The sequence below is a fragment of the Streptomyces sp. NPDC007164 genome (genome assembly GCF_040634135.1).
Lineage (GTDB): Bacteria > Actinomycetota > Actinomycetes > Streptomycetales > Streptomycetaceae > Streptomyces > Streptomyces sanglieri.
In genome coordinates this window covers 39737-64889 of sequence record NZ_JBEYFB010000012.1, presented here as the reverse complement: position 1 = coordinate 64889, position 25153 = coordinate 39737, and the positions used below count along the sequence as shown (strand labels likewise).

The 25153-nt window shown below is 69.2% G+C and carries 27 protein-coding genes, 1 tRNA gene and 1 riboswitch; of the genes, 20 read left to right on the top strand and 8 right to left on the bottom strand.

All coding sequences use genetic code 11. From position 1 onward, the window contains the following. The first annotated feature begins 59 nt into the window (after positions 1-59). From clpS to ABZ622_RS17775, 7 genes are all read left to right on the top strand, one after another. Entirely contained in the window at positions 60-374 is a 315-nt protein-coding gene (clpS, locus tag ABZ622_RS17805; RefSeq protein ID WP_360544078.1) for an ATP-dependent Clp protease adapter ClpS, read from the top strand. 87 nt (positions 375-461) lie between these two features. Next, positions 462-1046, top strand: a complete 585-nt coding sequence (locus ABZ622_RS17800) for a DUF2017 domain-containing protein (RefSeq protein WP_360544076.1) — start codon at positions 462-464, stop codon at positions 1044-1046. Positions 1047-1405: 359 nt separating this feature from the next. Continuing rightward, positions 1406-2845, top strand: coding sequence for an amino acid permease (locus tag ABZ622_RS17795; RefSeq protein ID WP_360544074.1), 1440 nt, complete (start codon positions 1406-1408; stop codon positions 2843-2845). A 104-nt stretch (positions 2846-2949) separates the two neighbouring features. Next, entirely contained in the window at positions 2950-3381 is a 432-nt protein-coding gene (locus tag ABZ622_RS17790; protein ID WP_360544072.1) for a M67 family metallopeptidase, read from the top strand. Positions 3382-3515: 134 nt separating this feature from the next. Continuing rightward, positions 3516-3641 (top strand): putative leader peptide, encoded by a 126-nt coding sequence (locus ABZ622_RS17785; protein ID WP_360544070.1) that lies wholly within the window; start codon positions 3516-3518, stop codon positions 3639-3641. Positions 3642-3744: 103 nt separating this feature from the next. Next, positions 3745-4023 (top strand): MoaD family protein, encoded by a 279-nt coding sequence (locus ABZ622_RS17780; protein ID WP_259935048.1) that lies wholly within the window; start codon positions 3745-3747, stop codon positions 4021-4023. Then, the gene (locus tag ABZ622_RS17775) at positions 4023-4973 is read left to right on the top strand and encodes a cysteine synthase (protein WP_360544068.1); all 951 of its coding nucleotides are present in this window, start codon (positions 4023-4025) and stop codon (positions 4971-4973) included. The genes ABZ622_RS17780 and ABZ622_RS17775 overlap by 1 nt, the downstream gene beginning before the upstream one ends. A gap of 58 nt (positions 4974-5031) precedes the next feature. Here ABZ622_RS17775 and ABZ622_RS17770 read toward each other — a convergent pair whose 3' ends face one another. Continuing rightward, entirely contained in the window at positions 5032-5547 is a 516-nt protein-coding gene (locus ABZ622_RS17770; RefSeq protein WP_360544066.1) for a type II toxin-antitoxin system PemK/MazF family toxin, read from the bottom strand. Between the two features lie 177 nt (positions 5548-5724). On the opposite strand from ABZ622_RS17770, the gene ABZ622_RS17765 reads away from it, so the two are divergent. Continuing rightward, positions 5725-6477 carry an MBL fold metallo-hydrolase gene (locus ABZ622_RS17765; RefSeq protein WP_360544064.1) on the top strand — a complete coding sequence of 251 codons (753 nt, stop codon included), beginning with the start codon at positions 5725-5727 and terminating at the stop codon, positions 6475-6477. Positions 6478-6566: 89 nt separating this feature from the next. On the opposite strand, the gene ABZ622_RS17760 is transcribed toward ABZ622_RS17765, so the two are convergent. Together ABZ622_RS17760 and ABZ622_RS17755 are read right to left on the bottom strand one after the other, a co-directional pair. Further along, positions 6567-7832 (bottom strand): PTS transporter subunit EIIC, encoded by a 1266-nt coding sequence (locus ABZ622_RS17760; protein ID WP_360544062.1) that lies wholly within the window; start codon positions 7830-7832, stop codon positions 6567-6569. Between the two features lie 268 nt (positions 7833-8100). Beyond that, positions 8101-9411: a PTS transporter subunit EIIC gene (locus ABZ622_RS17755; protein ID WP_360544060.1), complete on the bottom strand. Its 1311-nt coding sequence runs from the start codon at positions 9409-9411 to the stop codon at positions 8101-8103. 222 nt (positions 9412-9633) lie between these two features. Here ABZ622_RS17755 and ABZ622_RS17750 point away from each other — a divergent pair, with 222 nt between their 5' ends. From ABZ622_RS17750 to rdgB, 4 genes are all read left to right on the top strand, one after another. Beyond that, positions 9634-9867, top strand: a complete 234-nt coding sequence (locus ABZ622_RS17750) for a PTS glucose/sucrose transporter subunit IIB (RefSeq protein ID WP_014156020.1) — start codon at positions 9634-9636, stop codon at positions 9865-9867. Between the two features lie 154 nt (positions 9868-10021). Next, on the top strand, positions 10022-10759 hold the full coding sequence (rph, locus tag ABZ622_RS17745; protein ID WP_360544058.1) for a ribonuclease PH: 738 nt from the start codon (positions 10022-10024) through the stop codon (positions 10757-10759). Positions 10760-10949: 190 nt separating this feature from the next. Then, positions 10950-11342, top strand: coding sequence for a hypothetical protein (locus ABZ622_RS17740; RefSeq protein ID WP_266915592.1), 393 nt, complete (start codon positions 10950-10952; stop codon positions 11340-11342). Positions 11343-11363: 21 nt separating this feature from the next. Then, positions 11364-11966: an RdgB/HAM1 family non-canonical purine NTP pyrophosphatase gene (gene rdgB, locus ABZ622_RS17735; protein ID WP_360544055.1), complete on the top strand. Its 603-nt coding sequence runs from the start codon at positions 11364-11366 to the stop codon at positions 11964-11966. A gap of 65 nt (positions 11967-12031) precedes the next feature. Here the strand turns inward: rdgB and ABZ622_RS17730 are convergent. From ABZ622_RS17730 to bcp, 3 genes are all read right to left on the bottom strand, one after another. Next, positions 12032-12115 (bottom strand) — tRNA-Leu (locus ABZ622_RS17730). 496 nt (positions 12116-12611) lie between these two features. Next, positions 12612-14108: a glycine betaine/L-proline transporter ProP gene (gene proP, locus ABZ622_RS17725; protein WP_360544053.1), complete on the bottom strand. Its 1497-nt coding sequence runs from the start codon at positions 14106-14108 to the stop codon at positions 12612-12614. Between the two features lie 147 nt (positions 14109-14255). Continuing rightward, positions 14256-14723, bottom strand: a complete 468-nt coding sequence (bcp, locus tag ABZ622_RS17720; RefSeq protein ID WP_259935058.1) for a thioredoxin-dependent thiol peroxidase — start codon at positions 14721-14723, stop codon at positions 14256-14258. A 126-nt stretch (positions 14724-14849) separates the two neighbouring features. On the opposite strand from bcp, the gene ABZ622_RS17715 reads away from it, so the two are divergent. From ABZ622_RS17715 to ABZ622_RS17705, 3 genes are all read left to right on the top strand, one after another. Then, the gene (locus ABZ622_RS17715; RefSeq protein WP_360544051.1) at positions 14850-15170 is read left to right on the top strand and encodes a DUF3618 domain-containing protein; all 321 of its coding nucleotides are present in this window, start codon (positions 14850-14852) and stop codon (positions 15168-15170) included. 60 nt (positions 15171-15230) lie between these two features. After that, entirely contained in the window at positions 15231-15569 is a 339-nt protein-coding gene (locus ABZ622_RS17710; protein ID WP_030923137.1) for a co-chaperone GroES, read from the top strand. 70 nt (positions 15570-15639) lie between these two features. Then, positions 15640-15704: riboswitch (guanidine-III (ykkC-III) riboswitch) on the top strand. A 39-nt stretch (positions 15705-15743) separates the two neighbouring features. Next, positions 15744-16064, top strand: a complete 321-nt coding sequence (locus ABZ622_RS17705) for a multidrug efflux SMR transporter (protein WP_360544048.1) — start codon at positions 15744-15746, stop codon at positions 16062-16064. On the opposite strand, the gene ABZ622_RS17700 is transcribed toward ABZ622_RS17705, so the two are convergent. Continuing rightward, positions 16058-18517: a transglycosylase domain-containing protein gene (locus ABZ622_RS17700; protein WP_360544046.1), complete on the bottom strand. Its 2460-nt coding sequence runs from the start codon at positions 18515-18517 to the stop codon at positions 16058-16060. The two genes, ABZ622_RS17705 and ABZ622_RS17700, sit on opposite strands and share 7 nt — an antisense overlap. A gap of 182 nt (positions 18518-18699) precedes the next feature. On the opposite strand from ABZ622_RS17700, the gene ABZ622_RS17695 reads away from it, so the two are divergent. From ABZ622_RS17695 to ABZ622_RS17680, 4 genes are all read left to right on the top strand, one after another. Next, positions 18700-19500, top strand: a complete 801-nt coding sequence (locus ABZ622_RS17695; protein ID WP_360544044.1) for an ABC-2 family transporter protein — start codon at positions 18700-18702, stop codon at positions 19498-19500. Positions 19501-19579: 79 nt separating this feature from the next. Beyond that, on the top strand, positions 19580-20404 hold the full coding sequence (locus ABZ622_RS17690) for an ABC transporter permease (RefSeq protein ID WP_360544279.1): 825 nt from the start codon (positions 19580-19582) through the stop codon (positions 20402-20404). A 32-nt stretch (positions 20405-20436) separates the two neighbouring features. Further along, positions 20437-21477 (top strand): ATP-binding cassette domain-containing protein, encoded by a 1041-nt coding sequence (locus ABZ622_RS17685; RefSeq protein WP_360544042.1) that lies wholly within the window; start codon positions 20437-20439, stop codon positions 21475-21477. A gap of 61 nt (positions 21478-21538) precedes the next feature. Then, positions 21539-22243, top strand: a complete 705-nt coding sequence (locus ABZ622_RS17680) for a DUF1707 domain-containing protein (protein WP_360544040.1) — start codon at positions 21539-21541, stop codon at positions 22241-22243. Positions 22244-22291: 48 nt separating this feature from the next. Here the strand turns inward: ABZ622_RS17680 and ABZ622_RS17675 are convergent, their stop codons facing one another. Further along, complete coding sequence (locus tag ABZ622_RS17675) at positions 22292-23551, bottom strand: SGNH/GDSL hydrolase family protein (RefSeq protein ID WP_360544038.1); 1260 nt, start codon at positions 23549-23551, stop codon at positions 22292-22294. A 98-nt stretch (positions 23552-23649) separates the two neighbouring features. Between ABZ622_RS17675 and ABZ622_RS17670 the strand changes: the two genes are divergently transcribed. Next, positions 23650-25095, top strand: a complete 1446-nt coding sequence (locus tag ABZ622_RS17670; RefSeq protein ID WP_360544036.1) for a DUF445 domain-containing protein — start codon at positions 23650-23652, stop codon at positions 25093-25095. Positions 25096-25153 lie beyond the last annotated feature (58 nt).

Below are 25153 nucleotides of genomic sequence, written 5' to 3'. Positions count from 1 at the left end.
TTTCGTCAGAGTGACGAGATCTCGGGTCGTTTGTGCGATGCCCCCTCCCGAGTGGCAGCATGGGGTGGGTGAGCGTCGCACCCACAGAGATCACGCGTCCCGAATCGGCCGAGGAGAGTGTTGTCGTCCCCGAGCCGGACGTCCCCTGGGTGACGCTGGTCCACAACGACCCGGTCAATCTCATGAGCTATGTGACCTATGTCTTCCAGGCCTACTTCGGCTACTCCAAGGACAAGGCGCACAAGCTGATGCTGGACGTCCACCAGAAGGGGCGCGCGGTCGTCTCCAGCGGCAGCCGCGAGGAGATGGAGCGCGACGTCCAGGCCATGCACGGCTACGGACTGTGGGCCACGCTCACGCAGGACCGCAACTAGACCTCCCCGCCGGACCTCCCCGCCCGTTCGCCCGTTCGCCCGTTCGCCCGACTCCTGCCCCGCCCGACCCACCATCGGAGAAAACCCATGGCCGGCCACTTCGAGGCCACCCCCGGCGGCGGCGCGGCCGTCGCGCTCGACGAGGTGGAGATCGCGATCCTGCGCTCCCTCGCCGTCCAGCTGCTGGAACTGATCGGACCCGGCGACGAGCCCGCCGAGGGCGCGGACCCGCTCGCCGCCCTCTTCGCGGAGGGGCCCAGCGAGCCGCCCACCGACCCGGCCCTGGCCCGCCTCTTCCCCGAGGCGTACGGCGACCGGGACACCGAACTGCGGGCCGCCTCCGCCGAGTTCCGCCGCTTCACCGAGAACGACCTGCGCGCCCGCAAGCGCACCGACGCCCTCGCCGTCGTACGCACCCTGGACGGGCTCACAGTCAACGGGGACGGCGGCGCCGTACTTGAACTCACCGGCGACGAATGCCGTAACTGGCTCGGCGCCCTCAACGACCTCCGGCTCACCATCGGCACCCGCCTGGAGGTCTCCGACGAGGACGAGGGCGAGGCCGGCTCGCTCTACCGGCTCCCGGACAGCGACCCGCGAAAGCCGATGGTCATGGCCTATCTCTGGCTCGGCGCGCTCCAGGAGACGCTCGTGGAAACGCTGATGCCGTAAGGGCCGTCCCGCAGTCGGTGCCGTAGTGCCGTAGTGCCGTAGTGCCGCGCTTCTGGGCGAGCATCGAGTGTTCGCTCAACAGACGCTCAAATCCGAATAACGATCCCGTCACCTGAACGGTCGTCTTTGCCGCGGCAGGAAACTCTTGTCCGCTTTTAACTGTGGTGTACGCCACATAACGTCCGGTGGGCCGCCCGGGTGCCCGTGATAAATCTTCACGACCACTCGGGGACGCCACCCCTGTTCCCGAGGGCGCTACGGGCCGGCAACCACCGGCGGCACTCCATCCATATCCGGGGGGATCAGGACCCGATCCGCAGCCTCGACGGCGCGGATCGGTGTGGAGAAAGGCGCAGCACATGACATCGGCGCAGGTCGACAAAGGGAACAGCGGCGGGCAGGCCGTAGAGACCGCGGATTCCGGCGCGTCCGGTGAGGGATACCAGCGGGCCCTCGGCGCCCGTCAGATCCAGATGATCGCCATCGGCGGGGCCATCGGCACCGGGCTCTTCCTCGGTGCGGGAAAGGCGATCGCCAAGGCCGGGCCCAGTCTCGTCCTGGCCTATGCCGTCGCGGGTCTGGTGATTTTCTTCATCATGCGGGCGCTCGGCGAACTCCTCATGTACCGACCGGTCTCGGGTTCCTTCTCCGAGTACGCCCGTGAATTCATCGGCCCCTTCGCGGGCTTCGTCACCGGCTGGACCTACTGGCTGTTCTGGGTCGTCACCGGAATCACCGAAGTCACCGCCGCGGCCCAGTACATGACGTTCTGGTTCGACATTCCACAATGGGTTTCCGCGTTGATCTTCACAGTCATCCTGTACGGGGTGAACCTGATCTCCGTGAAACTCTTCGGTGAACTCGAATTCTGGTTCTCGATGGTCAAGGTCACCGCCATCGTCGGCATGATCCTCATCTGCGCCGGAATTCTCACCCTCGGCTTCTCCGACGCCGGGGACACCGCGTCCGTCACCCACCTCTGGGCCGATGGCGGATTCTTCCCGCACGGCATCAAGGGCACCCTGATGACGCTGCAGATCGTGATGTTCGCATTCCTCGCCGTCGAGCTGGTCGGCGTCACCGCGGGCGAGTCCAAGGACCCGAAGACCGTCCTGCCCAAGGCCATCAACACCGTGCCGTGGCGCATCGCCGTCTTCTACGTCGGCGCCCTCATCATGATCCTCTCCGTGGTCCCGTGGACCGAGTTCCAGCCCGACGTCTCGCCGTTCGTCGCCGCCTTCAAGGAGATGGGCCTCGGCCTCGGCGCCGGCATCGTCAACTTCGTCGTGCTGACCGCCGCGCTCTCCTCCTGCAACTCCGGCATGTACTCCACCGGCCGCATGCTGCGCGACCTCGCACTCAACGGGCAGGGCCCGAAGTTCTTCACCCGGCTCACCAGGAGCGGCACCCCGCTCGTCGGCACCACCTTCTCCGCCGCCCTGATGCTCGTCGGTGTCTGGATCAACTACCAGTGGCCCGGTGACGCCTTCACCTACGTCGTCTCGTTCGCCACCATCTCCGGCATGTGGGCCTGGATCATGATCCTGATCAGCCAGCTCCGCTACCGGCGCCTCTCCGACCTCGGCGTGCTCCCGCGGTCCGCCTTCCGGGCCCCCGGCGCCCCGTACACCAGCGTCTTCGCACTGTTCTTCATCGCCATGGTCATCGTGATGATGGGCATCGACAAGGAAACCAGGATCTCGCTGTACTGCGCCCCGCTCTGGGCCGCGCTCCTCGGTATCTCGTACATGGTCCTCAAGGCCCGCAACCCCGAGAACAAGGCCTTCGCGAAGAACTGAGCCCTCTCCACCCCCCCCCGGCCGCCCCGGCGGCCATGTCCACCATGCGGGCCCCGTCGTACCACACTTCGGTACGGCCGGGCCCGCATGCCTATCCTGGCGAAATGCTGACCATCACCCAGGCGCTGTACGACCAGATCGTCGCGCACTCCCGTGCCGACCACCCCGACGAGGCGTGCGGCGTGGTCGCGGGCCCGGCCGGGACCGGCCGCCCCGAACGGTTCATCCCGATGCTCAACGCCGCCCGCTCGCCCACCTTCTACGAGTTCGACTCGGCCGACCTCCTCAAGCTCTACCGCGAGATGGACGACCGCGACGAGGAGCCGGTGATCGTCTACCACTCCCACACCGCGACCGAGGCCTACCCCTCCCGCACCGACGTCACCTACGCCAACGAACCCGGCGCCCACTACGTCCTCGTCTCCACGGCGGACACCGACGACGCGGGCCCCTTCCAGTTCCGCTCGTACCGCATCGTGGACGGCGTGATCACCGAGGAGGACGTCCAGGTCGTCGAGGCGTACGAACCCGCCTGACCCCGCCGTACCGCCGGACACCGGGCCGGACGGGACCGCACTCACCGACGGCCCCGTCCACCTGTCGAACACCCGGCATCCATCAGGTGAGATCACACTCGGGATTACGGGCCGGGAATCGATACGATGAGCGCATGGTTCTCCATGACGTGAGCGACAAGACGCCGGGCGTGCTGCTCGTCGCGCGGCTGCACGTCGACCTGTGCAGGCTCTGCAGCGCGATCTGTACGTGCCGCCTGCCCGCCGGCCGCAAGGCCTGAGCAGGGCCCGCGGCCCGAACACCAACACGTACGCACCACCCCCGCGCGGGGGCCCAGCCGCGCGCCCCACGCCACCTCTCCGCTTCCGACAGGAGCCCACGCCATGGCCATCGAGGTCCGCATCCCGACCATCCTCCGCACCTACACCGGCGGCGCCAAGGCCGTCGAGGGCAACGGAGCGACCCTCGCCGACCTCTTCACGGACCTGGAGAGCCGCCACAACGGCATCCGCGAGCGCATCGTCGACGGCGACGAACTCCGCCGCTTCGTGAACGTCTACCTCAACGACGAGGACGTCCGCTTCCTCGACGGCATCTCCACCAAGCTCAGCGACGGCGACAACGTCACCATCCTCCCGGCCGTCGCCGGCGGCATGAACTGATGCGGTACGACAGCCCGCTCGCCGCGGTGGGCAACACCCCGCTCGTCCGCCTGCCGCGGCTGTCACCCTCCGACGACGTCCGGATCTGGGCCAAGCTGGAGGACCGCAACCCCACCGGCTCGATCAAGGACCGCCCCGCGCTCCACATGGTCGAACAGGCGGAGAAGGACGGCCGGTTGACCCCCGGCTGCACCATCCTGGAGCCCACCAGCGGCAACACCGGAATCTCGCTCGCCATGGCGGCCAAGCTCAAGGGCTACCGCATCGTGTGCGTCATGCCCGAGAACACCTCCCAGGAGCGGCGCGACCTGCTCGCCATGTGGGGCGCCGAGATCATCTCCTCCCCGGCGGCGGGCGGCTCCAACACGGCCGTCCGCGTCGCCAAGGAACTGGCCGCCGAGCACCCCGACTGGGTCATGCTCTACCAGTACGGAAACCCGGACAACGCGGGCGCCCACTACGCCACCACCGGCCCGGAGATCCTTACCGACCTCCCGTCCATCACCCACTTCGTGGCCGGCCTCGGCACCACGGGCACGCTCATGGGCGTCGGCCGCTACCTGCGCGAACACAAGCCGGACATCAGGATCGTCGCCGCCGAGCCGCGCTACGACGACCTGGTCTACGGACTCCGCAACCTCGACGAGGGCTTCGTCCCCGAGCTCTACGACGCCTCGGTCCTCACCACCCGCTTCTCCGTCGGCTCGGCCGACGCCGTCACCCGCACCCGCGAACTCCTCCAGCAGGAGGGCATCTTCGCGGGCGTCTCCACCGGCGCCGCACTCCACGCGGCGATCGGCGTGGGCAACAAGGCCGTCAAGGCGGGGGAGCCGGCCGACATCGTCTTCGTCGTCGCGGACGGCGGCTGGAAGTACCTGTCGACGGGCGTCTACACCGCCCCGACCACGGAAGCAGCCATCGAAACCCTGCACGGCCAGCTCTGGGCCTGACCGCCTTCGGGGAGGTGCGCCCGGCGCGGGCGCACCTCACCCCGTCCGGGACCTCACCTCATCCGAGGTTCCGCACCCGCTCCCACACCCCCGGGTCCACGACCCCCACCCGGCGCCGGAACCCGCGCACCGCCACCTCCCGCAGCTCGTCCGTCTCCAGGAAGCTCGCCCGGTCCCGAGCGTCGCCCACCGTTCCCGCGGGCAGTGCGATCACCCCGGGCCGGTCCTCGTGATGCTTGCTGGTGATCTTCGCGACGAGCGCCGAGCCACCCCGTACCGACAGCACCAGACAGGGCCGGTCCTTCGCCCCGGGCCCGTCCTCGTACGGCACCTCGGCCCACCAGATCTCGCCCGGCCGCGGCCGCCGCTCCGGCCCCGGCCCACGACCGGGCCCCGCCGGCGGGCGCGTCCGGCCGCCCGGACGCCCACCGGAACGCGCCCCCTCCGTCCCCGCCGACCTGCGGGAACGTCCACGGGGTGGGCGCCCGCCCCGCCCCCGCCCATCGGCGACCGCCGCGACGAGCGCGAGCAGCACGACAAGAACGAGCGCGATCCACCACCAGGACATGTCCATGTCCCGACCGTACCGGCGTCACCACCGCTTCCATCGAACCGGTGACAGAGCAGGTGAGTTCCCCCACAACGGACGGCCGTGGAGGAGCGACCGGCTGTTTCGCGCCTTACGCTCGACGAACCGCTCAACAGACCGCACGAACCCTCCCCGTTCCCACGTCTCGGAGGTTCACGCTCCATGAAGCTCACCGTCGTCGGCTGCTCCGGCTCGTTCCCGTCCGCGGGATCAGCGTGTTCGAGCTACCTCGTAGAGGCCGACGGCTTCAGGCTGCTCCTCGACATGGGCAACGGCGCCCTCGGCGAGCTGCAGCGCCATGTCGGTCTCTATGACCTCGACGCCATTTTCCTCAGTCACCTCCATGCCGATCACTGCATCGACATGTGCGCGTACTTCGTCGTCCGCTACTACCGGCACGACGGCGGACGCCCCGCCCCCATCCCGGTCCACGGGCCCGAGGGCACCGAACAGCGGCTGACCACCGCGCACGCCGACACCCCGTCCGAGCACGCGATGAGCGAGGTCTTCGACTTCCACACGCTGAAGCCCGGATCGTTCGAGATCGGCCCCTTCTCCGTCCGTACCGAGAAGCTCTGCCACCCCGTCGAAACCTTCGGGATCCGCATCGAGCACGGCGGCCGCTCGCTGGCGTACTCCGGCGACACGGGGCCCTGCGAGGCACTGGACGAACTCGCCGAGGGCGTCGACCTGTTCCTGTGTGAAGCATCGTTCATCCATGGCAAGGAGGACATCCCGGACCTCCACCTCAACGGCCGCGAGGCGGGCGAGGTCGCCGCCCGGGCCGGCGTGGGGCGCCTGGTCCTCACCCACATCCCGCCGTGGACCGACGCCGACCGCAACCTGGCCGACGCCCGCGTGGTCTTCGACGGACCGGCGGAGGTCGCGGTGCCCGGGGCGGTGTACGAGGTCTAGGGCCTTTGGCCCCAGCCCCCGTCGCGGACACGACGAAGCCCTCACCTCCCGCCGGGGAGGTGAGGGCTTCGACGTACGGCGGGCTAGGGTTACTTCGCCTCGGCCTTGAGGAGCTCGGCGAGCTCCTCGTCCGACTCGCGGCCCGGAGTCGGCAGGTTGAACTTGGTGATCGCGAAGCGGAAGACCACGTAGTAGATCACCGCGAAGCAGAGGCCGACCAGCACCAGCATCCACGGCTTGCTCGCGATGCCGAGGTTCAGGAAGAAGTCGACCGCACCGGCGGAGAAGCCGAAGCCGTCCTTCATGCCGAGGCCCCAGGTGAGGGCCATCGAGACACCGGTGAGCACCGCGTGGATCGCGTACAGCACCGGGGCGATGAACATGAAGGTGAACTCGATCGGCTCGGTGACACCGGTCACGAACGCGGTGAGCGCGAGCGAGAACATCATGCCGCCGACGACCTTGCGGCGCTCCGGGCGGGCGCAGTGCACGATGGCGAGGCACGCGGCCGGGAGGGCGAACATCATGATCGGGAAGAAGCCGGTCATGAACTGTCCGGCCGTCGGGTCACCGGCCAGGAAGCGGTTGATGTCGCCGCTCTTGCCGTGGAACTCACCGGCCTGGAACCACGGGAACGAGTTCAGCAGGTGGTGCATGCCGACCGGGATCAGCGCACGGTTGGCGACACCGAAGATGCCCGCACCGACCGCGCCGGAACCGACCAGCCACTCGCCGAAGTTGTGCAGCCCGGTGCCGAGGACCGGCCAGATGTAACCGAAGACGATGCCGATGACCAGGCCCGCGAAGGCGGAGAGGATCGGGACCAGGCGGCGGCCGCCGAAGAAGCCGGCCCAGGCGGGCAGCTTCGTCCGGTAGAACTTCTGGTAGAGCAGCGCGACGACGATGCCCATCACCACACCGCCGAGGACCTTGGCGTCCACGGGGGCGTCCGTCATGACGATCTTGCCGTCGACCACCTTCGCGACCTGCGGAAGGTTGCTGTCGGTGAAGGTGGCGAGCACCTTCTGGAAGACCAGGTAGCCGGTGACGGCCGCGAGCGCGGTCGAACCGTCCGACTTCTTCGCGAAGCCGATCGCGATGCCGACGGCGAACAGCAGCGCCATGTTGTCGAGGATCGCGTTGCCACCCGCGGCCATGAAGCTCGCGATCTTGGTGACGAAGTCCGGGAACGAGGCCCTGCCGAGCATGTCGTCGTTGCCGAGGCGCACCAGAAGCGCGGCCGCGGGCAGCACCGCGACCGGCAGCATGAGACTGCGGCCGATGCGCTGCATGACCGACATCACGCCGGCACCCTTCTTCTTGGTGACCGCGGGTGCGGTGTCTGCCGTGGACATCAACTTCCTCCATTGGACAAGGCGCCGCCCGGGTCGTTGAGGGGGGAGGCGGCGACTCGAAATACGCGGCAGAGCGCCACGTGGTCTGGACCACTCAGTGGTGTAGACCAGTTGTAGCACGGTGAGTGATAGATAAGGAACCTGCAAATTCCGACTACTTCGCATGAGCCATCACCCACGCTCGGTGACATGACGAAGACCCCCGGACCACATGGGTCCGGGGGTCTTCGGGGCCTGCTCCGGGCGGGCCCGAAGCCCGTCCGAGCTGCTACTTCGTGAGGTTCCTCTCGATTTCCTCCTCCAGCTCATCGGGCTCGCGGCCCGGTGTCTGGAGGTTGAACCTGGTGATCGCGAACCGGAAGATCGCGTAATACACGGCGGCGAAGACCAGGCCGATGGGGATGATCAGCCACGGTTTCGTGGCCAGGCTCCAGTTGATGACGTAGTCGATCAGACCCGCCGAGAAGCTGAAGCCGTCCTTCACCCCGAGCGCCCACGTCACCGCCATCGAGACACCGGTGAGCACCGCGTGGATCCCGTACAGCAGCGGTGCGACGAAGAGGAACGAGTACTCGATCGGCTCGGTGATGCCCGTCACGAACGACGTCAGGCCGACCGAGAGCATCATGCCGCCGACCGCCTTCCGGCGATGCGGCTTGGCGCAGTGATAGATCGCCAGCGCCGCCGCGGGGAGGGCGAACATCATGATCGGGAAGAAGCCCGAGGTGAACTGTCCGGCCGTCGGGTCGCCCGCCAGGAACCGGTTGATGTCACCGTGCACGACCGTGCCGTCCGGCTTGGTGAAGTCGCCGAACTGGAACCAGACGAAGGTGTTCAGGAACTGGTGGAGGCCGATGACCAGCAGCGCGCGGTTGGCGAGACCGAAGATGCCGGAGCCCACCCAGTCCAGGTCCACCAGCCACTTGGAGAAGCTGGTCAGACCGTCACCGATCGGCTGCCACAGCCAGGCGCACAGGCCCGCGAAGAGCAGCCCGACGAAGGCCATGATGATCGGGACGAGACGGCGGCCGTTGAAGAAGCCCAGCCAGTCCACCAGCTTGACCCGGTGGTACCGCTGCCAGAACCAGGCGGACAGCAGCCCCATCACAATGCCGCCGAACACCCCCGGGTTCTGGTACTCGGCCGCCGTGACCTTGGCGTCGCCGGTCACACAGGTGCCGAACCACGTGCCGCCCGAGGTGAACGTCGAACCCGGGGCGCAGTCCACCGGGAAGGCGTGCAGCACCGCGTAATAGACGAGGAAGCCGGCCACCGCGGCGAGCGCGGTCGAACCGTCCGACTTCTTCGCCATACCGATCGCGACACCGACGCAGAACAGCAGCGGAAGGCCGAGCCCCGAGTCGAGCAGCGCACCGCCCGCCGCCGCGAACACCCTGGCGATGTTGTTCCAGCCCAGGCCCTCGTCGCCGAATACGTCCGGCTGGCCCAACCGGTTCAGAATGCCGGCCGCGGGCAGAACGGCGATCGGCAGCTGGAGGCTGCGCCCCATCTTCTGGAGACCTTGGAAGAGGCCGTTCCACCACGTCTTCTGTGGCACTGCGGCGCTGCTCGAACTCATCGGCGTCCTCCCGGAACAAGGCGCGTTCGGCGGTCGTTGCAGACTGGTGTAGACCAGTTGAGGTACGGTGCGTAACCCGCCTGGAAGACAGGGCACCGGTGATCGTCATCATTGGGGACGGTCCAGCCACCCGCTCGCGAAGCTGGGCCAAACGTGCGTTACGGTGACGAAACGGACCCAGGGTGGGCCGTCGCACGCATGTGAAGAACCAGGGAGAAGGCCATGGCCAGCAAGGCTGAGAAGATCGTCGCCGGGCTCGGCGGTATCGAGAACATCGACGAGATCGAAGGCTGCATCACCCGCCTCCGCACCGAGGTCCACGACCCCAGCAAGGTCGACGAAGCCGCGCTCAAGGCCGCCGGGGCGCACGGCGTCGTCAAGATGGGCACCGCGATCCAGGTCGTCATCGGCACCGACGCCGACCCCATCGCCGCCGACATCGAAGACATGATGTGACCGGCCACCGCCCAGCCCTTCGCTGAGCCGGCCGCTCGGCTCCGCACAGGCCCCGCCCGCCCGGACGGGGTCTGTCGCGCACCCGGACGGCGGCCGGCCGGGACCGCCCCGCACCCGAACGGGCGCCGCCCCCGCACCCGATAAAGTCGACGCCATGTCTCGTATCGACGGCCGCACCCCCGAACAGCTCCGCCCCGTCACCATCGAACGCGGATGGAGCAAGCACGCCGAAGGATCCGTACTCATCTCCTTCGGCGACACCAAGGTCTTCTGCACCGCCTCCGTCACCGAAGGCGTCCCGCGCTGGCGCAAGGGCAGCGGCGAAGGCTGGGTCACCGCCGAGTACTCCATGCTGCCCCGCTCCACCAACACCCGCGGCGACCGCGAATCCGTACGCGGCAAGATCGGCGGCCGCACCCACGAGATCAGCCGGCTCATCGGCCGTTCCCTGCGCGCCGTCATCGACTACAAGGCCCTCGGTGAGAACACCATCGTCCTGGACTGCGACGTCCTCCAGGCCGACGGCGGCACCCGCACCGCCGCCATCACCGGCGCCTACGTCGCCCTCGCCGACGCCATCGGCTGGGCCCAGCACAAGAAGATCGTCAAGCACGGCCGCAAGCCGCTGACCGACACCGTCTCCGCGGTCAGCGTCGGCATCGTCGACGGCACCCCCCTCCTCGACCTCTGCTATGAGGAGGACGTCCGCGCCGAGACCGACATGAACGTCGTCTGCACCGGCGACGGCCGCTTCGTCGAGGTCCAGGGCACCGCCGAGGCAACCCCCTTCGACCGCAAGGAACTCGGCGCCCTCCTCGACCTAGCCACCGCGGGCTGCGCGGACCTCACCGTCTTCCAGAACGACGCCCTCGCCCGCACCCTGGGCGAGTAGCCCCGCCACTCCGGGCGAGTAGCCCCGCCACTCCGGGCGAGTAGCCCCGCCACTCCGGGCGAGTAGACCCGCCACTCCGGGCGAGTAAAGAAGCAACCAAATACGCACCACAGCGCGTCGTTACGAACACGGGCGCACGGGTCGAACCGTGCGCCCGTCCGCGTATCCGCATCCGGGGAGGAACCGCACCATGGCCAAGGCCGCCCGCCACCGCCGCATCACTGTCGCGCTGACCCTGACCGCCCTCGCCCTCACCGCCGCCTCCGGCTGCGGTGCCGTCGACAAGGCACTGGACTGCGTCCGCACCGCCGATGCCATCGCCACCAGCGTCGACAACCTCCAGCAGGCCGTCTCCAACGCCACCAGCGACCCCACGCAGGCCTCCGAAGCCCTCGACGAGATCGAGAAGGAACTCGGCAACCTCGGCGACAAGACCGACAACGCCGACCTCGGCAAGGCCGTCGACAACCTTCAGGCGGGCGTCGGCAACGTCCGCGACTCCATCGAGAAGGGCGACGCCACCCCCGACATCACCCCGGTCACCGACGCCGCCGCGGAGATCGGCAAGGTCTGCACCTCCTGATCACCCCCGATACTGGGTGACATGACCCGCCTCATCCTCGCCACCCGCAACGCCGGGAAGATCACCGAACTCCACGCGATCCTCGCCGACGCCGGCCTCACCCATGAGCTCGTCGGCGCGGACGCGTACCCCCACATCCCCGACGTCAAGGAAACCGGCGTCACCTTCGCCGAGAACGCCCTGCTCAAGGCCCACGCCCTCGCCAGGGCCACCGGCCTTCCGGCCGTCGCCGACGACTCCGGCCTCTGCGTGGACGTGCTCGGCGGCGCCCCTGGCATCTTCTCCGCCCGCTGGGCCGGCACCCACGGCGACGACAAGGCCAACCTGGACCTGCTCCTGGCCCAGCTCTCCGACATCGACGAGGCCCACCGCGCCGCCCACTTCGCCTGCGCGGCCGCCCTCGCCCTCCCCGACGGCACGGAACGCGTGGTCGAGGGCCGCCTGACGGGCACCCTGCGCCACACCCCGTCCGGAACGAACGGCTTCGGCTACGACCCGATCCTCCAGCCCGAGGGCGAAACCCGCACCTGCGCGGAACTGACCCCGGCGGAGAAGAACGCGATCAGCCACCGGGGCAAGGCGTTCCGGGCGTTGGTGCCGGTGGTGCGGGAGCTGTTGGGGTGACGACGTCTCCGTGAACGTGACAGGCCCGGCCCGCTACGGAAGCGGGCCGGGCCTGTCACTGGAGGTACGCGAGGAGGGACTCGAACCCTCACGCCGCTAGGGCACTGGTACCTAAAACCAGCCTGTCTAACCAATTCCAGCACTCGCGCGTCTCTGGCAGTCTACAAGGAGAGGCTGTGCAGACCCGAAGGGTTATACAGTGACTGATTTGGCAGGTCGCCGGTTCCGGCACCAAGTGTCAGTGAGGGAAAGGCAGTTGCGATCTCGCGAAGGGCGCGGTGCAGCCTTGAGTTCGTCGGCGGTGAACAACAGGCCCAGTTGAGGGCGGTTCATCCCGGGGAAGTGGCTGACGTCGATTCCGGCTGCCGCGATGGCCGCGTCCGGATACTTTCGCCATGGACTGCGCTGCCTGAAGTGGGTTATGTCCAAGCCGTGTCCGGCCACCTTCTCTTGAAGTACGCGTCGCTGGCCGCCGCTCTTCTTGAGCCCGAGCCGACGCATCAGGTCTGCCCAGTTCTTTGACTCGGCGACCGCAGCGGCGAGCCGCTCCCTCGTGTACGGACTTGCCCCCATGCTTCTCCTCCGCATCCGGCCGCACATTCGCAGCCTCGTACGGATCAACGAGCCGTTCCCCCGGAGCGTCGGTCAGAACTTCGGCTCGGGCGTCTGGGCCGCGCACAGTTCTGCCGCCTCCTCCTCCGTCTCCACCGACGGCGGCGAGCCGGCCAGGGGCCTCCGGGCGGTCTCCTTCATGCAGGCCACCGCGATCACGCCGACCAGGGCCGCCGCCATCGCGTAGAAGGCCGGCATCAGGTTGGTGCCGCTCCAGCTGATCAGCGCCGTGATCACCAGTGGGGTCGTGCCCCCGAAGAGGGAGGCGGAGAGGTTGTAGCCCACGGAGAGGGAGCCGTAGCGGACCGGGGTCGGGAAGAGGGCCGGGAGGGCGGCGGACATCGTGCCGAGCATGCAGACCAGGGAGAGGCCCAGCATCAGCATGCCGATCGTGATGGCGGGGATGCCGCCCTGGCGGATGAGCAGGAAGGCGGGGAGGGAGAGGAAGAAGAAGCCCAGCATGCCGGTCATCAGGAGCGGCTTGCGGCCGAAGCGGTCGGAGAGCTTGCCGACCTGGCTGATGATCAGCATCAGGAAGACCATGACGGCGAGCAGGATGAGCAGGCCGTGGGTCTCGCTGTAGCCGAGTTCGTCGGAGAGGTAGGTCGGCATGTACGACAGCAGCATGTAGTCGGTGATGTTGTACGCGCCGACCAGGCAGATGCAGAGGATCAGCGTCGGCCAGTACTGCCGGAAGATCCTGGCGAGGTCGCCCTTGGCGGTGGTCTCGACGTGGTCGGCGGCCTCCGACGCGTGGACGGTGCCGCCCTCCAGCTTCTGGAAGGCGGGGGTCTCGTCCAGGCGCAGCCGCAGATAGAGGCCGACCAGGCCGAGGGGGCCCGCGACGAGGAACGGGATGCGCCAGCCCCAGGACTCCATCTGGCCGGTGTCCAGGACCGCGGTCAGCGCGGTGACGAGTCCGGCGGCGCCGACGTAGCCGGCCAGGGTGCCGAATTCGAGGAAGCTGCCGAAGTAGCCGCGGCGCTTGTCGGGGGCGTATTCGGCGATGAAGGTGGACGCGCCGCCGTACTCGCCGCCGGTGGAGAAGCCCTGGACCAGGCGGAAGAAGATCAGCAGGGCGGGGGCCCAGAGGCCGATGGCGTCGTGGGAGGGGATGACGCCGATGGCGAAGGTGCCGACCGCCATCAGGATCATGGTGAGGGCGAGGACCTTCTTGCGGCCGATCTTGTCGCCCATCGGCCCGAAGACCATTCCGCCGAGGGGCCGTACGAGAAAGGCCACGGCGAAGGTCGCGAACGAGGAGAGGAGCTGGGTCGTGTCGTTCCCGGACGGGAAGAAGACATGGCCCAGGGTGACGGCCAGGTAGGAGTAGATCCCGAAGTCGAACCACTCCATGGCGTTGCCGAGCGAGGCCGCCTTCACCGCCCGCTTGACCGCCCGGTCGTCGGTGACGGTGATGTCCGACCTGCGCAGTCTGGGATTCCTCCGCTGCCGGATGGCCCGGAAGAGGGTGGGGTGGCGTTTGACCGCTTCAGGGTCGGCCGCCAGGTGGGGGTCGGAAGCCGCCATGGCCGGTCCTTTCCTGGACGAGTGTTCCAGGACAGGCTTCTGCGCGGTCATGGCGGCCGCAAACCGGAAGGACGGCCGATTGGGATGTCCGTCACATGTTCCGGTCACATGTTTCCGCCGGGTTCTTCCGGGGCGGTCGGCGGTGGGTCAGATGCCGAGGTCCCTGATGATCTTGGCGACGTGACCGGTGGCCTTGACGTTGTAGAGGGCGCGCTCGACCTTGCCCTCCTCGTCCACGACGATCGTCGAGCGGATGACGCCCGTCACCGTCTTGCCATAGAGCTTCTTCTCGCCGAAGGCGCCGTACGCCTCAAGGGTCTCCTTGGACGGGTCGCCGACCAGCGTGACCTTGAGGTTCTCCTTCTCGCGGAACTTGGCGAGCTTCTCGGGCTTGTCGGGGGAGACGCCGATGACGTCGTAGCCGGCACCGGTGAGCAGCTCCAGGTTGTCGGTGAAGTCGCAGGCCTGCTTGGTGCAGCCGGGGGTGAGGGCGGCCGGGTAGAAGTAGACGATGACCTTGCGGCCCTTGTGGTCGGCGAGCGAGATCTCGTTGCCGTCGGCGTCGGGCAGGGTGAAGGCGGGGGCGGTGTCGCCGGGCTGGAGTCGCTCGCTCATGGTTCTCCTCGGGTGGCACGTGGGGTGTACGGGACCGAGCGTAATAGGGGTGCCGCCGGGTGCGTGGGCGGTCGAGCTGACAGACTGTCGATGAAGGTTTATGACGACGACCACGGAGGCGGCGCAGTGTCGGATGCCAGGACCCCTGCGCAGATCGAGGCGGACATCATCACCAGGCGTGAGCAGCTCGCGGTGGTGCTCGATGAGATCGGGGTGCGCGTGCACCCGCAGACGATCATGGGTGATGTGAAGGCGAAGGCCGCCGAGGCCGTCGACCGGACGGCCGGGCGGGCGTTCGTCGCGGTGAACCGGACGGTGTCGGACGTGAAGGCGCAGTTCGTGTCCGAGGACGGGGCTCCGCGCCTGGAGCGGGTGATCCCGGCGGCGCTGCTCGCGGTGGGTGTCGTGGGGCTGGTCGTGGCGTCGAAGCGGCGTCGGAAGAGCTGATGCGTGGTCCGTGCACCCCGGAGGGGTGCGCGGGCGCTGCGGGCAGGTAGGTTGCGGGGCGTGAGCGAGAACACCGACGACAAACTGCCCATCCGCATGCTGCACGACCGTGTGCTGGTCCGGTCCGATACGCCCGAGGGCGAGCGGCGTTCCGGTGGCGGGATTCTGATTCCGGCGACGGCGGCGGTCGGCCGCCGGCTGGCCTGGGCCGTGGTGGTCGCGGTGGGCCAGAACGTGCGGACGGTGGAACCGGGCGACCGGGTGCTGTACGACCCCGAGGACCGTGCGGAGGTCGAGGTGCGCGGGGTGGCGTACGTGCTGATGCGCGAGCGGGACCTGCATGCGGTGGCGGCGGACCGGTTCGAGGGGTCGGTGGATTCGACCGGGCTCTATCTGTAGTCGGCAGCAGCGGCAGCAACAGCAGTGGTGGGGGGCCCTGGTGACCGCGGTCACCAGGCCCTTTGCTTGTTCTTTGCTACTGTGGTGGGACCCCGACGAGACGCGCCGTACCGGGCTTCGAAAAGACGACGCACCCGTGTTGTTCGCGTGTTCTGTCTCGTCGGAGGTGCCGTCATGGCCTGGGTTCTGCTTGTTGTCGCCGGTCTGCTGGAAGTGGGCTGGTCGATCGGGATGAAGTTCACCGAGGGGTTCACCCGGCTGTGGCCGAGTGTGTTCACGGGCTTCGGGATCGTGGCGAGCATGGTGTTGCTGTCCCATGCGGCCAAGACGCTGCCGATCGGTACGGCGTACGGCGTGTGGGTCGGTATCGGTGCGGCCGGTGCGGCGGTGCTGGGCATGGTCGTGCTGAACGAGCCGGTGACCGCCGCCCGGATCTTCTTCGTCTGTCTGCTGCTGGTCGCCGTCGTCGGGCTGAAGACGACCTCGGGTCACTGACGCGGGGCCGGTGTGCCCCGGGGGCCGGGGAGGAAGCCGTTGCCTTCTCCGGCGCCGTTGTTTCCGCCCGGCCCCTCGCCGCCGTTCTCGCCGCCCTGCGGGCCGCCGTTGTCACCGCCGCCGTTCTGCGCGCCGCCGTTGTCCGTCGTGCCGTCGCTCGGGCTGCCGGTGTCGGTGCCGCCGGTCGCCGGTTCGCTGCTGCCGGGGGTCGTCGGGCTGCTGGGCGGGGTGGAGCCGGGGGTGCTGGGCGGGGTGCTGGAGGTGTTCTCGGAGGGGGTTCCGGTGTCCTCGGGGCTGGATTCCTCGTCGGTGGGCGGGGCGGGTTCCTCGGCGCCGCTTTCGAGTTCGAGGTCGAAGTCCTCGGCCGGGGTGGAGCGCAGGGCGGCCTCGGTGTACTGGGCCCAGGTCTGGGCGGGTGCGCCGCCGCCGTTGATGCGGGCGAGTCCGAGCGCCCCGTACAGCGGCTTCTGCACGCCGGTCTCGGGGTCCTGGCCCATGACGGCGATGACGGTGGTGAGGTCGGGGGTGTAGCCGGCGAACCAGGCCGCCTTGTCCTCCTCGGCGGTGCCGGTCTTGCCCGCGGCGGGGCGGCCCGCGGCCAGGGCGGCGGTGCCGGTGCCGCTCTCGACGACGCTCCGGAGGATCGAGGTCGTGGTGTCGGCGGCTTCTCGGCCGACCGCCTGTTCGGTGTGGCCGCTGTCGGGGAGTTCGAGGTCCTCGCCGCCCTTGGTGATCCGGTCGACGAGGGTGTACGCGCCGTGCCGGCCGTGGTTGGCGAGGGTGGCGTACGCCTCGGTCATGTCGAGGACGCTGGCGGTGGCGACACCGAGGGCGTTGGACGGGTACGCGGTGAGGTCGGGGGTGTTCTTGGGGAGGCCGAGGTCGATGGCGGTCTGCTTGACCCTGCCGGGGCCGACGTCCTCGGCCATCTGGGCGTAGACGGCGTTGACGGACTTGTCGGTGGCGGTGGAGACGGTGATGGGCCCGTAGCTGATGTCGTCCTCGTTGGCGGGGGCGTATCCGGTGGGTCCGTCGGGGCCCTGGACCATGCGTTTGTTGGTGCCGTCGTAGATGGTGTTGGGGGTGATGGGCCGGCCGTCCTGGGTGGTGGAGCGGTTGGCGACGGCGGAGGTGAAGACGAAGGGCTTGAAGGTGGAGCCGACCTGGTAGTCGCGGCGGGTCGCGTTGTTCACGTACTGCTTGGTGTAGTCGACGCCGCCGTACATGGCGACGACACGGCCGCTGCCGGGGTCGATGGAGGCGCCGCCGACGCGCACGTTGCGGTCGGCCTTGCGGTCGGGGCTGGTGTGGGACATGACGTTGTCGTCGACGGCGTCGACGAGTGCGTCCTGCTTCTTCTTCTCCAGGGTGGTGGTGATCCGGTAGCCGCCGGTGGCGAGGGTGTCCTCGTCGATGACGTCGTTGCCGGTGAGGTAGTCGTCGACGGCCTGGACGATGTAGCCGCGCTGTCCGGAGAGCCCGGTGGACGGCTTGACCTTGCCGGGTACGGGGAATTTCATGGTGGCGCGTTCGGCCGCGCCGAGCCACTTCTCCTTGACCATGCCGTCGAGTACGTAGTTCCAGCGTGCGAGGGCGGCGGCCTTGTTCTGGGGGTGGACGACGATGTCGTACGCGCTGGGGGCGTTGAGCAGGGAGGCGAGGTAGGCCCCTTCGGCGGTGGTGATCTCGCCGATGTCCTTGGAGTAGTAGGCCTGGGCGGCGGCCTGGATGCCGTAGGCGTTGCGGCCGAAGTAGCTGGTGTTGAGGTAGCCCTCGAAGATCTGGTCCTTGGATTCCTCGCGGTTGAGCTTGACCGCGATGAAGAACTCCTTGGCCTTGCGGACGAGGGTCTGTTCCTGGCCCAGGTAGTAGTTCTTGACGTACTGCTGGGTGATCGTCGAGCCGCCCTGTTTGCCCTTGCCGGTGAGGGTGTTGAAGGCGGCGCGGGCCATGGCCTTGAGGTCGACGGCCCGTTCGGAGTAGAAGTCGCGGTCCTCTGCGGCGAGGACGGCGCGCTGGACGGTGAGCGGGACCTGGGCGAGCTTGACGTTCTCCCGGTTGACCTCGCCGGAGCGGGCGATGACGCTGCCGTCCTTGTAGAGGTAGACGTTGGACTGCGCGGTGGCGCTGGTGTTGGCGGGCGGGATGTCGACGAGTTCGTATCCGGCGATGAAGCCGCCGATCAGGAACAGGGCGACGAGGAGGACGGCGCCGAGGACCATTCGCCAGGTGGGGATGGCGCGGCGCCATCCGGTGCGCTTGGGGCGTTTGGTCTGCTTGGTCCGCTTGGGTTGCCCGGGCCCGTCGGGATCGCCGCCTCGGCCACCCGGTCCTCCGCCCGGCCCACCGCCCGGTCCGCCGGACGCTCCGGCGGTGCCGTGGGCAGCCGGGTCCCTGGGGGCCCAGCCCCGGGGTTCGCTCTCCCCGCTCGGCTGCTGTGGGTCGTCGCTCATGTCCGTGCAGACTCCTCGGCCGCGGTCAGTTCCCCCATAGTGCCCTTTTCTATGGAATAAGCGCCGGATCGACCCCGAATCGTCCCCCCGAAAAGCGGTCGCGGCGGCCGTACCCGCTGGACTAAGGTCTTGCGCTTTGGTGTCCAAAGCCGTTGGGCACCCGGCGATGGGGGGTGTGTGCGGTGCGGCTTTACGCGGTGGTGGCGGCGGGACAGTTCCGGCGCTACGCCACCTACCGGACCGCCACGGCGGCCGGAGTCTTCACCAACACCGTCTTCGGGTTCATCCTCGCGTACACCTATGTGGCGTTGTGGGACGAGCGGCCGCAGCTCGGTGGTTACGACATGTCCCAGGCGCTCAGCTACGTCTGGCTGGGGCAGGCGCTGCTGATGACCTGTTCCATGATGGGCGGCGGCTTCGAGGACGAGCTGATCGAGCGGATCCGGACCGGCGACGTGGCGGTCGATCTCTACCGGCCCGTCGACCTCCAACTCTGGTGGCTGGCGGGCGATCTGGGCCGGGCCGCGTTCCACCTGCTGGGGCGGGGCATCGTGCCGATGCTGGCGGGAGCGCTCGCCTTCGACCTGGCGCTGCCTTCCTCGCCCGGGATCTGGGTGGCCTTCCTGGTCTCGGTGGGGCTCGGCGTCGTGGTCAGTTTCGCGATCCGCTATCTGGTGGCGCTCTCCACGTTCTGGCTGCTGGACGGGGCGGGGGTGGCGCAGATGTCCTGGCTGGCGGGGATGTTCTTCTCCGGGATGCTGCTTCCGCTGACGCTGTTCCCCGGGGCGCTGGGGGACGTCGCGCGGGCGTTGCCGTGGTCGGCGCTGCTCCAGGTGCCGGCCGATGTGTTCCTCGGCAAGTACCCGGGCCGGGAGCTGGTGGGGGCGTACGCCTTCCAGGCCGGCTGGGCACTGGCGCTGCTGCTGGTGGGGCGGATGGTGCAGTCGGTGGCGACGAGGAGGGTGGTGGTCCAGGGTGGCTGACACGACGGGTGCGGTGGAGGTGGCCGGGACGGCGGACGGGGCCCGGCCCGGGGCGGGCCCCGCGGACTGGCCCGAGGCGGTGTTCCCCGAGCGGCCCCGGTTCTTCGAGGGCGTCAGGGCGTACGGGCTGATCGCGATGATGTGGCTGCGCTCGACGATGGCGTACCGCGCCTCGTTCGCCATGACGGCGTTCGGGAACTTCGCGGCGACCGCCTTCGACTTCGTCACGATCATGCTGATGTTCTCGCACGTGGACCGGCTGGGCGGCTACACACTGCCCGAGATCGCCCTGCTGTACGGGGTGTCGGGCACCGCGTTCGGTCTCGCCGACCTGTTGCTGGGCTCGATGGACCGGCTGGGCGCGCGGGTGCGCGACGGCACGCTGGACACGTTGCTGGTGCGGCCGGCCCCGGTGCTCGCCCAGGTGGCGGCGGACCGGTTCGCGCTGCGCAGGCTGGGGCGGGTGCTTCAGGGGGTGCTGGTGCTGGGGTACGCACTGGTGACGCTGGACATCGAGTGGACGCCGCTGAAGGTGGCCATGATGCCGATGATGCTGCTGAGCGGGGCGGCGGTCTTCGGGGCGCTGTTCGTGGCGGGGGCGGCGTTCCAGTTCGTCGCGCAGGACGCCTCCCAGGTGCAGAACGCCTTCACGTACGGCGGGAACACATTGCTCCAGTACCCGCCGTCGGTCTTCGCGAAGGACCTGGTGCGCGGCGTGACGTTCGTGGTGCCGCTGGCCTTCGTGAACTGGCTGCCCGCGCTGTATGTGCTGGGCCGGGAGTACCCGTTGGGTCTGCCGGGCTGGGTGGCGTTCCTGCCCCCGGTGGTGGCGGGTCTGTGCTGGCTGCCGGCCGGGCTGGGCTGGCGCGCGGGGCTGCGCGCGTACCGCAGCACAGGAAGTTGATCCACGACAACGGACGAGGCAGGGCATCGGACATGGACGCAGAGACCCGGACCGGAACCGGAACCCGAACCGGAACCGGAACCCGAGCCGGTGCTGGGGTCGGCACCGGCTTCATCGAGCTCGACAATGTGGAAAAGGTCTTCGACGTGCGTCGCAAGACCGGTTTCATGCGCAGTGAACGCCGCGAGGTGCGGGCGGTCGACTCGATCAGCTTCCGCGTCGCACGCGGCGAGATGGTCGGCTACATCGGCCCGAACGGCGCGGGCAAGTCGACCACGATCAAGATGCTGACCGGCATCCTCACCCCGAGCGGCGGCCGGCTGCGGGTGGCGGGCATCGACCCTTCGCGGGAGCGTACGAGGCTGGCGCACCGGATCGGTGTGGTGTTCGGCCAGCGCACCACGCTCTGGTGGGATCTGCCGCTGCGCGACTCGTACCGGCTGATGCACCGGATGTACCGGATTCCCGATGCGCGGTACCGGGAGAACCTGGACCGCTGTGTCGAACTCCTCGATCTGGGCGAGCTGTTGGACGTTCCGGTGCGGCAGTTGTCGTTGGGGCAGCGGATGCGTGGTGACATCGCGGCGGCGCTGCTGCACGATCCCGAGGTGCTGTATCTGGACGAGCCGACGATCGGTCTGGACGTCGTCTCCAAGTCCAAGGTCCGTGGTTTCCTGCGGGATCTGAATGCCGAGCGCGGTACGACGGTGCTGCTCACCACCCATGATCTGACGGACATCGAGCAGCTCTGCAAGCGTGTGATGGTGATCGACCACGGCCGCCTGATGTACGACGGCGCTCTCGCCGGTCTGCATGAGGTGGGGGAGAGCGAGCGGACGCTGGTGGTCGATCTTGAGCGTCAACTGCCGCCGATCCGGCTGGAGTCGATGCCCTCGGTCCGTACGGTGAAGGTGGAGGGGCCGCGGCAGTGGCTGGCCTTCCCGGCCTCGGAGTCGGCCGCTCCGCTGGTTGCCCGGATCGCCGCGGACTACCCGCTGGTCGATCTCTCGGTGCGGGAGCCGGACATCGAGGCGGTGATCGCGAAGATGTATGAGTCGGCCACCGGCATGTAGGGCTGGGACGGACGTACGGACGTTCAATAGGCTGCACGGTATGACAAGTGACCTTCCGGAAATGCGTGCTTCCGATTCCGAGCGCGAGCGTGTCGCCGAGACCCTGCGCGAGGCGGTTGCCGAGGGCCGGCTGGAGATGGACGAGTTCGAGCAGCGGCTCGAAGCGACCTACAAGGCGCGTACGCACGGGGAGTTGGAGCCGCTGGTACGGGATCTTCCCGCGCCGGGCGTGGCGGTGGCCCCGGTGGGGGCTGCTCCGGCGCGGACCGGATCGCAGAAGCGGTGGGCGGACCGGATCGGCAAGCCCGCCACATCGGGCGGCGCGTTCGCGTTCTGGGGCGGTTTCGGGCGCCGGGGGAACTGGACGGTGGGCCGGAAGTTCACCGCGTTCGCGATGTGGGGCGGCGGTGAGATCGATCTGCGCGAGGCGAACTTCGAGGACCGCGAGGTCGTCATCCGCTGTTTCACGATCATGGGCGGTATGCAGGTGACGGTTCCGCCGGAGCTGAATGTGGAGGTCCGGGGCATCGGCATCATGGGCGGTTTCGGGGAGCGCTCGAAGGACGACGGGGTCCCGTCGCCGGACGCCCCGCGGGTGCGGATCACCGGGCTTGCGCTGATGGGCGGCGTCGGTGTGGAGCGCAAGCGGAGCAAGGCGGAGAGGCAGCGGCTGCGGGATGCGGAGCTGGACCGGCAGCGGGAGCTGGACGGGGAGCGCGGGAGCGGGCGGGGGCGGCTGGAGAAGGGTGAGCAGGACGGCCGCTAGTACGGTGGCCGTACGGTGAGCCTGGGGCGCCGCCCGGCGAAGTCGACCTCAGAGCAGGTCGGAGGTGGGCCGCTCGCGCACGAGGGTCGTCAGGTCCACCGTCGAGCCCAGCAGCCGGTAGCCCGCGTCGTTCAGGTGCAGATGGTCGCCGCTGTCGTAGGCCGGCAGGAGCCGCGTCGGGCGGTGGGGGTCGCGGGTCGCCGCGTCGAAGTCGATGACGGAGTCGAAGATCCCGCCCGCCCGGATCAGCGCGTTGACCCGTTCCCGTACGTCGTTGCTCCTGGGCGTCCAGGTGGCGAACCCCTCGTACGGCATCAGCGTCGCTCCGACGACCCGCAGGTCCTGCGCGTGGGCGCGCAGGGCCATGGCGCGCAGACCGTCGGCGATGCGCTGCGGGTCGGTCTCCTGCGGGGACTGCTGCACGTCGTTGATGCCGAGGGCGATGACGACGGCCTTCACCCCGGCGACGTCCAGCACGTCGCGGTCGAAGCGGGCGCTCGCCCGTACGCCGAGTCCGCCGAGTCCGTCGCGCAGGATGCGGTTGCCCGCGATACCCGCGTTGGCCACCCCGTACCGGCCGCCCAGCCGGTCGGCGAGGACATCGGGCCAGCGGCTGTTCGTGTCGAGGGAGGAACCGGTGCCCGCGGTGAGCGAGTCGCCGATCACGGCGATCGTTCCGGTGGCGGTCGTGGTGTGCACGTCGACGGCGGTGAGGTAGCGCCAGCCGTCGGTCCGCCGGGTGCCCCACACGGTGTCCACGTACGACGTCTGGTGGCTGCGCTCGTGGACGGTGACGGGCCCCCGGGCGGTGGGGGTGCGCAGGGTGACCACCAGGTCGGAGCCGGCGGCGACCGGGACCGTGACCGGGTCGCTGACGACCTGCCCGCCGGCCGCCACGGTCACTGTGCGGGCGCCCGCGAACGTCACCGGGCGGGTGTTCACGGTGACGCGGTCCATGATCAGCGGGCGGGTGCCGAAGGTGTTGGAGAGGGTGATGCGGGCCGCGTCGCCGCCGATGCTGGTGTGCACGACGTTACGGATGGTGCGTCGGTTGAGCGCGCTGCTGTTGTACGAGTCGACGACCCCGGTGGCCGGGGCCGCGGTCCAGGTCGCGGCCCAGAGGCCGGTGGAGTGCGCGGGGGCGGCGGGCGTACGGGCCACGGAGCGCGGGTCGGGTACGGCGATCTGCTTCGGCCGGGCGCCGGAGCCGGAGAACAGCAGGGAGCCGGCGAACGCCACGGCGGCGGCGAGCACGGCGGTGCCCGCCACGAGGGCGATGAGCAGGGCGTACCCCTGGCGCCTGGGCATGGGCGGTGTGTCTCCTCATGATCAATCGGACTGATCCCATGATGGGTCAGGGCCTCGGGAACTCGACGTGCGGCCCGGGAGTAGGTCAGGCAGGGACAATGCGTACGGGACACCGGGGGCGAGGCGTACGCGGACGGGTGGAGCGGATGGAACGGAACGATCGGACCGGAGCCGGAGCCGGAGCCGGAGCCGAGGCCAGGGCCGGAGCCGGGGGAGAGGCCGCACGGCAGCAGGAGCGTGCCGGGGGGCGGGCGCCCGGCGGCCGGCCCGCTCCCCTCGCCTCGTTCGCGTACACCGCGGCCGACGAGGAGAAGCGGCGCGGTGTGCGCCGGATGAAGACCACGGCGACGGGCCTCCTTCTGCTGGTCGCGCTCGTGTACGTACTCGCCACCTGGGCGAAGAACGCGGGTGTGGGCGGCTGGCCGGGCTTCGTCGCCGCGGCCGCCGAGGCGGGGATGGTCGGTGCGCTGGCCGACTGGTTCGCCGTCACGGCGCTGTTCAAGCGTCCGCTCGGCCTGCCGATCCCGCACACCGCCATTATCCCCACCAAGAAGGACCAGCTGGGCGCGTCCCTGGGTTCCTTCGTCGGCGAGAATTTTCTCTCCGGTGATGTCGTACGGGGCCGGATCCACGCGCTCGGGGTCGGCCGCCGCGTCGGTGCCTGGCTGGCCGAGCCGGAGCACGCGGACCGGGTCACCGCCGAGCTGTCGACCGCGTTGCGCGGGGCGCTGAAGGTGCTGCGGGATTCGGATGTGCAGGCCGTGGTGGGCGAGGCGATCACCCGGCGGGCCGACACGGTGGAGATCGGGCCCGGCCTCGGCAAGATGCTGGACAAGATCGTCTCCGACGGGGGCCACCGCAGGGTGGTGGACCTGATCTGCGTACGCGCGCACGACTGGCTGGTGCTGCACGGCGATTCGGTGATGGACGCGGTGCAGGGCGGGGCCCCGGGCTGGACGCCGCGGTTCGTCGACAAGCGGATCGGGGAGCGGGTCTACAAGGAGCTGCTGCGGTTCGTCACGGAGATGCGGGACATGCCGGGGCACCCGGCGCGTGCCTCGATCGACACGTTCCTGACGGACTTCGCGGCCGACCTCCAGACGGACTCGGACACCCGGGCCCGGGTGGAGCGGCTGAAGTCGGAGATCCTGGGACGCGCCGAGGTCCAGGACGTCATCGCCTCGGCCTGGTCGTCCGTACGCACGATGATCATCGCGGCGGCGGAGGACGAGCAGAGCGAGCTGCGGCTGCGGGCGCGGGCCTCGCTGATGGCGCTGGGGGCGCGGCTGGCGACCGACGACCGGCTCCAGGCGAAGCTGGACGGCTGGCTGGAGGACGCGGCGGTCTATGTCGTCACGACCTACCGCGCGGAGATCACCTCGCTGATCAGCGACACGGTCGCGAGCTGGGACGCGGACCAGACGTCGAAGAAGATCGAGGCGCACATCGGCCGCGACCTCCAGTTCATCCGGATCAACGGCACGGTGGTGGGTGCGCTGGCGGGGCTGCTGATCTATACGGTGTCGTGGGCGCTGGGGGCCTGAGCGCTGCCGTGTAACGGAAAGCTGTCGCGTAACGGAAAGCTGCCGCGTACGGGGAGGC

Bases quoted from the DNA above. Each gene is read 5' to 3' on its own strand.
- ABZ622_RS17770 (WP_360544066.1), bottom strand. From the start codon at position 5,547: ATGGACATGTCCTGGTGGTGGATCGCGCTCGTTCTTGTCGTGCTGCTC.
- ABZ622_RS17790 (WP_360544072.1), top strand. From the start codon at position 2,950: ATGCTGACCATCACCCAGGCGCTGTACGACCAGATCGTCGCGCACTCC.
- ABZ622_RS17800 (WP_360544076.1), top strand. From the start codon at position 462: ATGGCCGGCCACTTCGAGGCCACCCCCGGCGGCGGCGCGGCCGTCGCG.
- ABZ622_RS17780 (WP_259935048.1), top strand. From the start codon at position 3,745: ATGGCCATCGAGGTCCGCATCCCGACCATCCTCCGCACCTACACCGGC.
- ABZ622_RS17785 (WP_360544070.1), top strand. From the start codon at position 3,516: ATGGTTCTCCATGACGTGAGCGACAAGACGCCGGGCGTGCTGCTCGTC.
- ABZ622_RS17755 (WP_360544060.1), bottom strand. From the start codon at position 9,411: ATGAGTTCGAGCAGCGCCGCAGTGCCACAGAAGACGTGGTGGAACGGC.
- ABZ622_RS17700 (WP_360544046.1), bottom strand. From the start codon at position 18,517: ATGAGCGACGACCCACAGCAGCCGAGCGGGGAGAGCGAACCCCGGGGC.
- ABZ622_RS17760 (WP_360544062.1), bottom strand. From the start codon at position 7,832: ATGTCCACGGCAGACACCGCACCCGCGGTCACCAAGAAGAAGGGTGCC.
- ABZ622_RS17685 (WP_360544042.1), top strand. From the start codon at position 20,437: ATGGACGCAGAGACCCGGACCGGAACCGGAACCCGAACCGGAACCGGA.
- clpS (WP_360544078.1), top strand. From the start codon at position 60: ATGGGGTGGGTGAGCGTCGCACCCACAGAGATCACGCGTCCCGAATCG.
- bcp (WP_259935058.1), bottom strand. From the start codon at position 14,723: ATGAGCGAGCGACTCCAGCCCGGCGACACCGCCCCCGCCTTCACCCTG.
- ABZ622_RS17750 (WP_014156020.1), top strand. From the start codon at position 9,634: ATGGCCAGCAAGGCTGAGAAGATCGTCGCCGGGCTCGGCGGTATCGAG.
- ABZ622_RS17795 (WP_360544074.1), top strand. From the start codon at position 1,406: ATGACATCGGCGCAGGTCGACAAAGGGAACAGCGGCGGGCAGGCCGTA.
- ABZ622_RS17775 (WP_360544068.1), top strand. From the start codon at position 4,023: ATGCGGTACGACAGCCCGCTCGCCGCGGTGGGCAACACCCCGCTCGTC.
- ABZ622_RS17680 (WP_360544040.1), top strand. From the start codon at position 21,539: ATGCGTGCTTCCGATTCCGAGCGCGAGCGTGTCGCCGAGACCCTGCGC.
- rdgB (WP_360544055.1), top strand. From the start codon at position 11,364: ATGACCCGCCTCATCCTCGCCACCCGCAACGCCGGGAAGATCACCGAA.
- ABZ622_RS17670 (WP_360544036.1), top strand. From the start codon at position 23,650: ATGCGTACGGGACACCGGGGGCGAGGCGTACGCGGACGGGTGGAGCGG.
- proP (WP_360544053.1), bottom strand. From the start codon at position 14,108: ATGGCGGCTTCCGACCCCCACCTGGCGGCCGACCCTGAAGCGGTCAAA.
- ABZ622_RS17765 (WP_360544064.1), top strand. From the start codon at position 5,725: ATGAAGCTCACCGTCGTCGGCTGCTCCGGCTCGTTCCCGTCCGCGGGA.
- ABZ622_RS17740 (WP_266915592.1), top strand. From the start codon at position 10,950: ATGGCCAAGGCCGCCCGCCACCGCCGCATCACTGTCGCGCTGACCCTG.
- rph (WP_360544058.1), top strand. From the start codon at position 10,022: ATGTCTCGTATCGACGGCCGCACCCCCGAACAGCTCCGCCCCGTCACC.
- ABZ622_RS17675 (WP_360544038.1), bottom strand. From the start codon at position 23,551: ATGCCCAGGCGCCAGGGGTACGCCCTGCTCATCGCCCTCGTGGCGGGC.
- ABZ622_RS17705 (WP_360544048.1), top strand. From the start codon at position 15,744: ATGGCCTGGGTTCTGCTTGTTGTCGCCGGTCTGCTGGAAGTGGGCTGG.